The following is an 11757-nucleotide window of genomic DNA, read 5'->3' on the forward strand; positions in this document are numbered from 1 at the left end:
TTAAATAGCACCAATATCATTCATCTATTGATAGCGCGATTCCAGTCAGCGTTGTGTAAAAAGACACCATCTTCACGAACTTCGGAGTAATGACTTGGTCCACGTTAGACCCCATCACATAATAGGAGTCTAAACAGAGACACATGCGTATTCTGATTTTTTCTTTAAGCATTGTTGCATCGACAAGCTATGCTGCAAAGCCAGACCCATTCCCAGTTACACCAGATAGTCGCGGGCAAGATTTCATGGTCAGTGCGACGAATCCTTACGTGAGCAGTACCGGTTACTCAATATTGAAAGAAGGCGGTAACGCTGTTGATGCTATGGTCGCGATGCAGATGGTGATGTCTGTCGTTGAGCCAGATATGACCGGAATTGGCGGCGGGACTTTCGCGCTGTTTTATCAACATGACGAGAAAAAATTTCTGGCCCTTGATGGTCGAGATGAAGCGCCCTCTAGCGCGAACCCTGAAATGTTTGTTGAGAATGGGGAAGTACTCAGTCGCAACGAAATATTAGGCCCTCGTTCTGTTGCGGTTCCGGGCACATTGCGGTTGCTTTACACCACTCATGAACAATACGGCAAGTTGCCATGGGCAGAGCTGATTAAGCCGGCGATTACATTGGCGAGCAATGGGTACGCGATGAACAGCTACACCTACGACATCGTAGTAAGAGAGCAAAGCCGACTTGAGCAAGATCCGGAAGTGAAAGCCTTGTATTGGCAAGGGGACGATATTAAGCCGACGGGAACCTTGATGAAGAACCCTAAGATGGCTGAGACGCTGAGGAAGATCGCGCAACAAGGCGATCGTTACCTTTATGGTGGTGAGCTTGGTCAGCACATCGTAGAGACGGTTAATAGTCGTATTGATGACCAACACGAGAAGTTGTCTTTAGAAGATTTTAAACATTACCAAGTGAAGCAGCGTGACATCATTGAGAGCGACTACCGTGGGAATAAAATCGTCTCTTTTGGTTACCCAGCTTCGGGCGGTGTGATGGTCGCTCAGAGTCTTGAACTGCTCGCACCCTATGACATTGCCCATATGGCGAAAACGGATTTGGAACCTTGGCGTCTCATGACTGAAGCGATGCGAATTGCAAAAGCTGATCGTATTGCGTATGCCGGAGACCCAGATTATGTGGAAGCGCCAGTTGAACAGTTGTTGTCTAAAGCCTATCTAGATCAGAGACGTGATTTAATCCCCGATAATGGCACTTCAAAAGAGGATCCAAAAGCAGGACAGATAACGCAAACTCAGTATGCGCAATATCAAGGCTTCGAGAGCAAAGATACAGGGCATATTTCTATCGTCGATAGAGATGGAAATGCAATTGCGATGACCAGCACGGTAGGAACGGGTATGGGCTCGGGTGTGATGGTCGATGGCGTTGTCTTGAATGCGCAGATGGCTAACTTCTCACCTCTGCCAACGGTTAACGGCAAACCTACACAAAACTCAATTGAAGCGGGCAAGCGTCCACGTTCGGCTATTACGCCATTAATGGTGATGGACAGTGATGATAATTTGCGTTTGGTGGTTGGGTCACCAGGTAGTTCACAAATCCCGGGGTATGTACTCAAAACCGTGGTTGGGGTGCTGGATTGGAACTTATCAGCGCAAGAGGCAATTGACTTACCAAACATTCAGTACGGCACCAAAATAGACCGCACTAAGCCTTATGACCCGACTGGCTTGCTGGTGGAAAAGAAAACGTTCGCAGAAATGCTGGTGCCTGAGTTTATGGAGCTTGGCTACCCAGTGCACGTTATTCCAGTGGTAAGCGGTTTGAATGCAATTGAGCTAAAAGATGGCAAGCTTTATGGCGCAACGGATCGTCGTCGAGCCTCTAGTTCAATGGGGGAGTAATACTCACTTCTGTCAAACGAAGCAAACTAAAAAGCCAGTCGATATCGACTGGCTTTTGCGTTCTTTTTAAAGATAAAAGCGTGAGGTTTATGCCCAACCCGCAGGAGAGCGCTTTCTACGAGGCATGACATGCGGAAGAATCAAACCAAATAGTAAACCTAAACCTGCGACACCGCCGCCATAAGTGAAGTACTTAAGCAGCATGTCATCTTTTTGTGTATCCAGTTTTGCGCGTAGCTCGCGGTTTTCTGTTTCAACAGAAGTAAGCTGATCGCTGATCTCAGAGTATTTATTTTCTAGATCTGAAATTTGTTGGTTACGTGTTTCGAGAGAGGTAACAAGACCGGCTTTCTCTGCATCAGAAGTTTGACGAGCATTAGCAAGCTGCTCTTTTACTTCGGCTAGCTCTTTCTCAATGCGAGGAAGGCGAATTGCCATGCTCTCTTGGTTTGTCACAAACTTGCTTTGTACCCAACCAGTGCGACCACGGTCATCACGAACTTGCGTGTAGCCAGTATCTCGGTTGGTTTTAATCAGTTGTACTTTAGAACCGGCGTTAACACTACCAATAATACGGTAGGTGTTATTTGGACCTGAGTGCATAAAAGTGAAGAGGTCATCAGAAATATAACGGTCTGCTGCTAGGGCCGCTGGCGCTGCTAGCAAAGTAAACAAAACCGTGATGATTAGTTTTTTCACAGTAAATCCCTTAACGATTTTTCTTGGAGACAGCGTTGGCACCGAATGATTGGAGCCGGAAATAGACGAATAGTATGCAGTTTCAAACCTCGGTGCAACAAAGAAGGGAGGCAAAGCCTCCCTTTCTGTGCGTTTGAGTCAATAATGACAAAGCGCTTACATTCTATTGACGAGTGTCTTAAGCGAACATCGCTTGAAGTCCGTAGAAGAATACTACGGCCAATAACGCCCCCGCTGGTAGTGTAACGATCCATGATGCCACGATGTTACGAACTACGCCTAGGTTCAGTGCTGCGATACCACGAGCAAAGCCAACACCGAGAACCGCACCAACCAATGTTTGAGTGGTTGAAATTGGCAGGCCTGTACCAGACGCTAGAACTACCGTACATGCTGTTGCTAGCTGTGCTGCAAAACCGCGGCTAGGCGTTAGCTCAGTGATGCCTGTACCAACGGTTGCCATTACTTTGTGACCCAGTGTTGCAAGACCGACCACGATACCAATACCGCCAAGAGGTAGAATCCACCAAGCGATGGTGCTTTTCGTGCTGATTTCGCCCATGTGTTCAACAGTCGATACGACAGCAGACAGTGGACCAATGGCGTTTGCAACGTCGTTTGAACCGTGTGCAAATGCCATCGCACAAGCGGTGATAACCATCAGAACGCTGAAGATACCTTCCACGCCAGAAAAGCTGCGGTCTTCTTCGCGATTAGCGAATTTTTTCTGGATGTATACGTAGCCGCCAATCATCACAAGTGCTGAAACTGCTGCTGCCCACATCCAGGCTTCACCATTGGTCAGGTGAAGACCAACGTGTTTCAGACCTTTTTTGATGGTTACAAGTGCAATCACCATTGTTGTGATGAACATGTAAACAGGTACAAAACGTTTCGCGTTAAACAGAGGGTTCTCTGTATCAAAAATCAGGCGTTGTGCGCTGACAAAGATAACGTAAGCAAAGAAACCTGAAATCACTGGCGTAATAATCCAGCTACCAACAATGCCTTGAACGCTGCCCCAGTCAACCGCTTCAGTACCTACTGATACGCATGCAAAACCAATGATTGCACCTATGATTGAGTGAGTCGTTGATACTGGCCAGCCCATGTAAGAAGCAAGAAGCAGCCATGTACCTGCTGCCAAAAGCGCAGACATCATGCCGTAGACAAGAACATCTGGTTGACTAGCAAATAAAGAAGTTTCGATTACACCTTTACGGATAGTGTCGGTTACTTCACCGCCTGCAAGGTAAGCACCTGCAAATTCGAAGATCATCGCAATGATGATAGCTTGTTTTACAGTTAGCGCTTTTGAACCTACAGATGTACCCATCGCATTAGCAACGTCGTTCGCGCCAATACCAATCGCCATCATGAAACCAAAAATCGCTGCAACAATAATCAGGACAGTGCCGTAGTTCGCAAGGATATCCATCGTAATACCTAGTTGTTTTATAACAAGCGGAACAAAATTTTACGCGCGCCAAACCATAAGACGATGAAAATAGTCATCGTCCCTATGACACGTGTTAATTATGCTCTTCGTTATGTCGTTAACTTTATGTTTTAAGATCGAGATAGCATGACTTCCAAACGAGCACCTACGCGCTGCGCTTGGTCGGCAATACCACCTACCCATTCAAGAATCTTGTACAGGAACATGACATCGATAGGGTTCATGTCAGCTTCAATCACCATCAACTGTTGGCGAAGTTCAATCTGCATGGCATCGGTATCATCTTCGATAACGTCTAATTGATGAATCATTTCAGCGACGAGCGTCACTTCACGGCCTTTGAAGCCGGTTTCTAGCAATTCATCAAGTTCATTGATTACCTTTTGCGCCTGATCGGCAGCATCAAGACAACGTTGAACGTAAGCGAGGAAGTTTGGTTGGAGAGCCTCAGGGATGACAAGTTGACGACCATATACACGGCCAGCAATGTCTTTTGCCAGGTTTGCAAGTTTGTCCTGTTGAGTCAAAAGCTCAAGCATGTCAGTACGGTCGACTGGCATGAACAAACCGCGAGGCAGTTTTAGACGGATTTCACGTTTCAGCACATCCGCTTCTTTCTCTAGGTGAGAAATTTGTGCACGGATTTCTGCTGCTTTTTCCCAATCACCCTTTGAAGATACTTCAAAGAATTTCACCAAGTGTGAACAACATTCGTTGACACACACAACGTGGCGTTGCAAAGGCTTAATTGGGGACTTTGCAAATAACCCCATAATTGTATTTACTGGCATGGTCATTCAACCTAATAACTATAACCTTAAAAAAACATACACCATTTCTGAGTGCTTGGCGAAATGTTGAACGATGGCTATAAAGGCGCGCATGGTAACGCATTAAATCGCTCATTAAAACTGTTTTAGATCATCATTCCGGCGATATTTCTCTCTTGCCGTGTGAGAAATTACGCAATATCCTGTTTCTATCTGCTTTGAAAGGTATAGCTATGGAAACCGAAATAGAACTGAAGTTTTTTGTTTCTCCTGAATTTTCAGAAACTTTAAAAGAAAAAATTTCTGAGACAAAAGTACTTCAGCATAGTTGTCGTGACTTGGGTAACACCTATTTTGATACTGCCGATAAATGGCTTAGAAAGCACGACATTGGTTTAAGAATTCGCCGTTTTGATGATGTATTCGTCCAAACCGTAAAGACAGCAGGACGCGTCGTCGCAGGCTTACATCAAAGACCAGAATACAATGCTGAGCACACTAGCGACGAGCCTGATCTGTCGCTTCATCCTCTAGATATTTGGCCTCCAGGTAAAGATGCAGAAACGCTGCAATCCGAGCTTATGCCATTATTCTCGACCAACTTCACACGTGAACAATGGCTGATTGGCATGCCCGATGGCAGTCAGATTGAAGTTGCCTTTGACCAAGGTTTAGTTGTAGCCAAAGGTGAAGACGAAGAAGAGAAGCAAGAGCCAATTTGCGAAGTTGAACTGGAGCTTAAGTCTGGCCAAACCGAAGCTTTATTCACACTGGCACGCAGCTTTTGCGAGCAAGGCGGTATGCGCTTGGGTAACTTGAGCAAAGCGGCGAAAGGTTATCGACTTGCAAGCGGTTATGCGGGTGATGAAGTAAAATCATTGGCACTTGTGGACAGTAGTCCGACGGATACCGTTGAATTTTGCTTGATCAACTCATTAGAGCACGCTTTGTCTCATTGGCATTATCACGAGCAAATTTATGCTGAGCGTGACAGCGTGGAAGCACTGCGTGAAATCAGTAATGCCATTCGTTTCATTCGTCAAACATTGACTATTTTTGGCGGGATTGTCCCTCGTCGCGCGAGCGCGATTCTGCGCCAAGAGCTTAAATGGTTGGAAGAAGAACTGAGTTGGTTGGATGAGCATGCACACCTTGAAGAGCTTTTAGATGACAAAGGCAATGTGCTGCGCAAGTTGGATGCACGTAAGTTCTTAGTATCTGAGCTGACTCAGCAGTTACAAGAGTTGCCAAGCCGTGAAGAAGTGCTAGGGTTGCTCAATTCCGCTCGTTACACAGGGTTACTGCTGGATCTAAGCCGCTGGATCTTAGCACGCGGTTGGCAGCCATTTCTTGATGAAAAAGCACGTGAAAAAATGGCAAGCAACATCATGCCGTTTTCAGTTACTCAGCTCGATCGCACTTGGGCTGAGCTAATGGAAGCTTTCCCAGCAGAGCGCGATTTGACGGCGCAAGAGTACGTTGATCAGCGTTATCGCTTATTGCGTAACCTCTATACTGGTATTGGTTTCGCGAGTTTGTATAACTCGGATGAGCGTAACAGCTTCCGTTTACCATGGGCGGATCTAGTGCATGGTATCGATGATCTGCTAATGCTGAACCACTTGCTCCCGTTGGTTGATATGCTGGAAGACGCAGAAAAAGAGCAGTTAGAACGCTGGTTGCACCGTCAAGAGCGCTCAATTTTGCATGCAATGGATCAAACCCGAGCGATCAGTGTGGAAGTTCAGCCTTATTGGCGTGAATGATCGTTCTGGTGATAACGACAAAAAAATAGGACCGCATGGTCCTATTTTTTTGTCTCTGTTTTACGTTGTTGTAGCTCTTTTTCCATGAAATCGAGTCGTTCTAGTATTTGAGCTTGTTGGGTTAGAAGCTGCTCGAGCATACGTTCTTTATTGATTGAACTGTGCGTCTGTTGTTTCGTTGGGGCAGTAAGGATAGAGGTGATAAGACCCGAGATCATACCAAAGATACCCACCCCGCAAACAATGATGATGACAGCCAAAAACTTTCCTATGGAGGTCACTGGATAATGATCGCCGTAACCAACCGTTGAGATTGTTACAAATACCCACCACAAAGCATCGGCGCCAGTACGAATATTCGCTTCTGGGTTTTTCGCTTCGATAAACAGCATTGCACTAGAACCGAGTGTTATGAGGATAACCATCAATAGCAGTATAGAGGCGACCGTGGTTTCGCGGCGGTTTTCTTTGAGCTGATGCAAAATGAACTTTGACGAACGCAGTACTAATACCACTCGCATAATATGAAAAATACGAGCAAAGCGCAGGGGCTCTATCAATGGGATGCTCGCCACGAAATCTATCCAATGACGTTTAAGGAATAACCAGCGATCTGTGGACCGGATCAAATCAATGGTGAGCTGTAGTAGAAAAATACTACAGATTATGAAATCCAGACCGATAAGAACTTGACGGGTTTCGTGATCGATCGGGAAAAACAACAAGCCAGAGATCACAAATAGTGCCATAAAAGACAATATTAGTGACAACAGGCCCATCGGTCGTGTGCTGTCTTTGATATCATTGTTTTTCATACGAAGCTCAAAATAAATCGCGTAACCACGCAAAGCGCGAACATAACTATAAGTAATATAAAGATTATAGATAAAGACTATATAAGACTCGGTGGAGAACTGACAATGGAAAAGCTGGCATTTAAGCCATGGGAAAGGGTCATATCCGACATTCGACTGGTGCCTAAAATGGTCATGTTGATGGTCTTCAGTACTGTCCTGATCGTGGCAAAACAACTGTGGGACGCAAACACTTTTTACGACTCACTTTTAGCGGCGACACAAAACGCGCAAGTTGCCCAACAGCATTATGAAGCATATTTAACGCAAGTTGCTTGGCAAACCGCCTTATTGATTGTGGTTTTTGTCGTGCTCTTATTAGCGGCGGCTAGAGTGATGTTGCGTCAAACACAGTATCTGAGCGACGCGATCAAACTGATGGCGAGCAAGAACCTCTCTGTTCCATTTGGTATGGATTGTAAAGATGAATACGGAGACGTGGCACGTGAATTAGAAAAGACACGTCGACAATTGCACGATGTTATTCAAATGCAAATTAATGCGTCTGATGAATTATCAACGCTCACCGAAGTCATGACGCTGAGCATGTCGGAAACGAAGGAATCGGCGCAAGAAGAGTTTAACGAAATTGATCAACTTGCTACGGCGATGAGTGAAATGTCGTCGACGGTCCAAACGGTTGCGGAACATGCCCAGACGGCATCTTCTCTAACAGAGCAAGCTTCCGCACAAGCAATTTCTGGTCAGCAGTTCTTGCAAAGTACAATGGCGAAAATGAGTGAACTTTCGTCGGATATCGCTTCATCGGCACAAGCGGTTAACCAAGTTGAAGAACGTGTTGAAGCCATTGGTAGCGTTGTAGGGACGATTCAAGGCATTTCTGAACAAACCAACCTGCTTGCACTGAATGCGGCGATTGAAGCGGCGCGAGCTGGCGAGGCTGGGCGGGGTTTTGCTGTGGTTGCAGATGAAGTTCGTAACCTTGCCCAACGTACACAACAAGCGACGGTAGAAATTCAAGAGATGATCGCACAGCTGCAAACCAGTGCTGAATCTGCGGTAGAACTCATGGAAAAAAGCGTTGTAGAAGCGGCAGATGGAAACGAGCTGGTTTCTAATGCTGGATCTGAGCTCGATGGTATTGTTGGGCAAGTGACGCAAATCAATGACATGAACTTCCAGATCGCGACGGCGTCTGGTCAGCAAAGCAGTGTTGCAGAAGAGATGAGCCAAAACCTCACCAATGTACGTGAGTTGGTTGAAGCCTCAGTTGTTGTTGTTACCGAGCTGCTAGAAACCTCTGAAATGATGCAAAATAATGCAGGTGAGCTAGACAAGAAGATCAAATCTTTCCAAGTTTAATATTCGATCCCGAACTTTTGATAAAACGCCCACAAACCTTTTGTGGGCGTTTTTATTTGCTTTCAGTCTGGTATAAAGAATGAGTTACCGTGCTTTTCAAACAAGGAAGAAAAATGCAGCTGCCTTCGCCACTGATTTCTATCGCTGAATCTGCCGTACAAAACGCCCAAGACGCAGGTTATTTTCCCCTTTGGCCCGATGAGGTTGCGCAGCAATTTCGTTATGTGGCGGGCTTAAGCCAGTTTATAACTGAAGCCATTCATCGCGATGAAGTCCTAGCCCGTGAGTTGCCAAGTATGTTAGCGCAGCCAAGTCGTCAGGAGTCTTACCGCTCACGCCTTGCTGAACTGTTGGAACAATGTCCTGATGAGATGTCTGGTCATCGCGTATTGCGTCAGTTTCGCAATCGAGAAATGGTGTACATTGCGTGGAAGGATTTCACGCATGCATGGTCTCTAGAGACGTCTTTAAGCCACTTATCTGAGTTGGCAGAAGCGATGATTTTTGAAACCTATCAATGGCAATATCAAGTGTGTTGTCAGGAGTGGGGCACGCCAACAAGTGAGGACGGTGAAGTGCAGCCGATGTTAATTATCGGCATGGGGAAACTGGGTGGTGGCGAGCTAAACTTTTCTTCCGATATTGATCTAATTTTCACGTATCCAGAGAATGGCGAAACCCAAGGCGCACGCCGCAGCATTGCCAATGCCCAGTTCTTTACTCGTCTTGGTCAACGCATCATCAAAGCGCTCGACCAACAAACCTTCGATGGTTTTTGCTACCGCGTCGACATGCGACTTCGCCCATTTGGAGAAAGTGGCCCCTTGGTAATGAGCTATGCCGCACTTGAAGATTATTACCAAGAGCAGGGGCGAGATTGGGAACGTTACGCGATGATCAAAGCTCGGGTGATGGGATGTGAGATGTACCCGCAGTATCAAGAGCTACGCCAAATGCTGCGCCCTTTTGTTTTTCGTCGTTATATTGATTTCAGTGCGATTCAATCTTTGCGTCGAATGAAGTCGATGATCAGTAGCGAGGTTCGCCGCCGAGGGTTGAATAACAACATTAAGCTAGGTGCGGGTGGCATTCGAGAAATTGAATTTATCGCTCAAGTTTTTCAATTGATTCGAGGTGGTCGAGAACCTTCTTTACGTAATCGAGGGCTGTTGGAAACACTGCAAGGCATTGAAGAACTGGCATTGCTTACTCCACAAGAAGTCAGCGATCTAGAAGCCGCATACAAGTACTTGCGTCAATTAGAAAACTTGTTGCAAGCAATGGCGGATAAGCAAACCCAGACGCTGCCTGATTGCGAAACCGAACGCTTAAAGCTCGCCACCGCGATGAAAATGAGCTGTTGGGATCAATTGATTGAGCAAACCCAGCAGCATATGGCAAATGTTCACCAAGTTTTTGAATCACTAATTGGTGATGATGAAGAAGACGAGGGGACTACCGTTGCTCGTCATTTTCATGAGCTATGGGATATGGCCGACAAACAAGATGTTCTTGAGCATATCTTGCAGCAGGATATTCAGATTGAAGACTTTGCTTCATGCGCGAAAACCATCATCAACTTTAAAACCGATCTGGCCAAAAAAACGTTAGGCCCACGTGGACGCGAAGTGCTCAATCGTTTGATGCCGAAAGTGTTTGATGCGGTCTTTGCCCATCCTGATGCACAGTTTGGTTTATCTCGTGTACTTCACTTGCTACACAACATCTGCACTCGCACGACTTACTTGGAATTATTGGATGAGCATCCAGCGGCTCTGGTGCAGCTCGTACGTTTGTGTACCGCAAGCCCAATGATTTCAGAGCAGCTGTCTCGTTATCCTATCTTGCTTGATGAGTTGATCGACCCTGCGCAGCTGTACAATCCCATTCCATTAGACAGTTACCGTACAGAGCTACGTGATTATTTGGCGCGTATTCCTGAAGATGATATGGAACAGCAAATGGAAGCGTTGCGTCAGTTTAAGCAAATTTGTATTTTGCGTATTGCAGCGGCAGATATTGCTGGCGCATTGCCAGTGATGAAAGTGAGTGACCATTTAACTTATTTAGCGGAAGCTATCGTTGATGCGGTGATCAGTCAGGCTTGGTTGCAAGTGTCTGAAAAGTACGGCGAGCCAACGCATGTGAAAGATCGTGAAGGTAAAGGCTTTGCTGTAATTGGCTATGGTAAAGTCGGAGGGTGGGAGCTCGGCTATAACTCCGACTTGGATATTGTCTTCATGCATGACTGCCCAGTCAATGTCTACACTGACGGCAAAAAAGAGATTGATGGTCGTCAGTTCTACCTTCGTTTAGCACAGCGTATCATTCATATTTTCTCCACTCGCACCGCTTCCGGTATTTTATACGAGGTCGATACCCGATTGCGTCCGTCCGGTGCATCGGGTTTGTTGGTTAGTCCAACGGACGCGTTCGACGACTATCAACATCAAGACGCGTGGACATGGGAGCATCAAGCACTTGTCCGCGCGCGCATGATTTATGGTGATGAACCACTGGCAATTGCATTTCACAATACGCGGCATGATGTGCTGTGCAAAGCACGCGATCAAGCTGCACTGAAAAAAGACGTTGTCGAAATGAGAGAAAAAATGCGCGGTCATCTTGGGGGGAAAAAGCCAGGCCGCTTTATGCTCAAGCAAGATGTAGGTGGGATTACCGATATCGAATTTCTCGCTCAGTACCTAGTGCTCAACTATAGTCACGATAAGCCGAAATTGACGCGTTGGTGTGATAATGTGCGCATCTTTGAAACGCTCATTGCGCAAGATGTTATGGACGAAGACCAAGCAATGCAGTTGATACGTGCTTACACGACAATGCGCAACGAAATACACCGCCGAAATCTACTCAATTTAGACGCTGATGTGGTGGAAGATAAGTTTGTTGCCGAAAGGGAGTGGGTAAAACAGGCTTGGAATCAGTGGTTCAGTTAAGACCATATATTTAGCCTCGATAAGGGCTGTGATAAACTCACTTCGATTTAATTTT

At 46.1% G+C, this 11757-nt stretch carries 8 protein-coding genes; 4 read left to right on the forward strand and 4 right to left on the reverse strand.

What is annotated here, in order from left to right; genetic code table 11:
* The first annotated feature begins 143 nt into the window (after positions 1–143).
* Positions 144–1874, forward strand: a complete 1731-nt coding sequence (gene ggt, locus R7P35_RS13300; RefSeq protein WP_064353612.1) for a gamma-glutamyltransferase — start codon at positions 144–146, stop codon at positions 1872–1874.
* Between the two features lie 87 nt (positions 1875–1961).
* On the opposite strand, the gene R7P35_RS13305 is transcribed toward ggt, so the two are convergent.
* The 3 genes from R7P35_RS13305 to R7P35_RS13315 form a co-directional block, all read right to left on the reverse strand.
* Positions 1962–2573: a TIGR04211 family SH3 domain-containing protein gene (locus tag R7P35_RS13305; protein ID WP_005379900.1), complete on the reverse strand. Its 612-nt coding sequence runs from the start codon at positions 2571–2573 to the stop codon at positions 1962–1964.
* A 178-nt stretch (positions 2574–2751) separates the two neighbouring features.
* The gene (locus tag R7P35_RS13310) at positions 2752–4011 is read right to left on the reverse strand and encodes an inorganic phosphate transporter (protein WP_005379898.1); all 1260 of its coding nucleotides are present in this window, start codon (positions 4009–4011) and stop codon (positions 2752–2754) included.
* A gap of 131 nt (positions 4012–4142) precedes the next feature.
* Positions 4143–4823, reverse strand: a complete 681-nt coding sequence (locus R7P35_RS13315; protein WP_005379896.1) for a TIGR00153 family protein — start codon at positions 4821–4823, stop codon at positions 4143–4145.
* 212 nt (positions 4824–5035) lie between these two features.
* Between R7P35_RS13315 and R7P35_RS13320 the strand changes: the two genes are divergently transcribed.
* Complete coding sequence (locus R7P35_RS13320) at positions 5036–6568, forward strand: inorganic triphosphatase (protein ID WP_053304332.1); 1533 nt, start codon at positions 5036–5038, stop codon at positions 6566–6568.
* A gap of 41 nt (positions 6569–6609) precedes the next feature.
* Here the strand turns inward: R7P35_RS13320 and R7P35_RS13325 are convergent, their stop codons facing one another.
* Complete coding sequence (locus tag R7P35_RS13325) at positions 6610–7383, reverse strand: potassium channel family protein (RefSeq protein WP_025768395.1); 774 nt, start codon at positions 7381–7383, stop codon at positions 6610–6612.
* 105 nt (positions 7384–7488) lie between these two features.
* On the opposite strand from R7P35_RS13325, the gene R7P35_RS13330 reads away from it, so the two are divergent.
* Positions 7489–8745 carry a methyl-accepting chemotaxis protein gene (locus tag R7P35_RS13330; protein WP_005379890.1) on the forward strand — a complete coding sequence of 419 codons (1257 nt, stop codon included), beginning with the start codon at positions 7489–7491 and terminating at the stop codon, positions 8743–8745.
* Positions 8746–8858: 113 nt separating this feature from the next.
* On the forward strand, positions 8859–11702 hold the full coding sequence (gene glnE / locus R7P35_RS13335; RefSeq protein ID WP_213904798.1) for a bifunctional [glutamate--ammonia ligase]-adenylyl-L-tyrosine phosphorylase/[glutamate--ammonia-ligase] adenylyltransferase: 2844 nt from the start codon (positions 8859–8861) through the stop codon (positions 11700–11702).
* The last annotated feature ends 55 nt before the right edge of the window (positions 11703–11757 follow it).

The sequence above is a fragment of the Vibrio sp. Vb0304 genome, assembly GCF_033338995.1.
In the GTDB taxonomy this organism is placed as follows: Bacteria; Pseudomonadota; Gammaproteobacteria; order Enterobacterales; family Vibrionaceae; genus Vibrio; species Vibrio alginolyticus.

Bases quoted from the DNA above. Each gene is read 5' to 3' on its own strand.
- R7P35_RS13330 (WP_005379890.1), top strand. From the start codon at position 7,489: ATGGAAAAGCTGGCATTTAAGCCATGGGAAAGGGTCATATCCGACATT.
- R7P35_RS13310 (WP_005379898.1), bottom strand. From the start codon at position 4,011: ATGGATATCCTTGCGAACTACGGCACTGTCCTGATTATTGTTGCAGCG.
- ggt (WP_064353612.1), top strand. From the start codon at position 144: ATGCGTATTCTGATTTTTTCTTTAAGCATTGTTGCATCGACAAGCTAT.
- glnE (WP_213904798.1), top strand. From the start codon at position 8,859: ATGCAGCTGCCTTCGCCACTGATTTCTATCGCTGAATCTGCCGTACAA.
- R7P35_RS13320 (WP_053304332.1), top strand. From the start codon at position 5,036: ATGGAAACCGAAATAGAACTGAAGTTTTTTGTTTCTCCTGAATTTTCA.
- R7P35_RS13325 (WP_025768395.1), bottom strand. From the start codon at position 7,383: ATGAAAAACAATGATATCAAAGACAGCACACGACCGATGGGCCTGTTG.
- R7P35_RS13315 (WP_005379896.1), bottom strand. From the start codon at position 4,823: ATGCCAGTAAATACAATTATGGGGTTATTTGCAAAGTCCCCAATTAAG.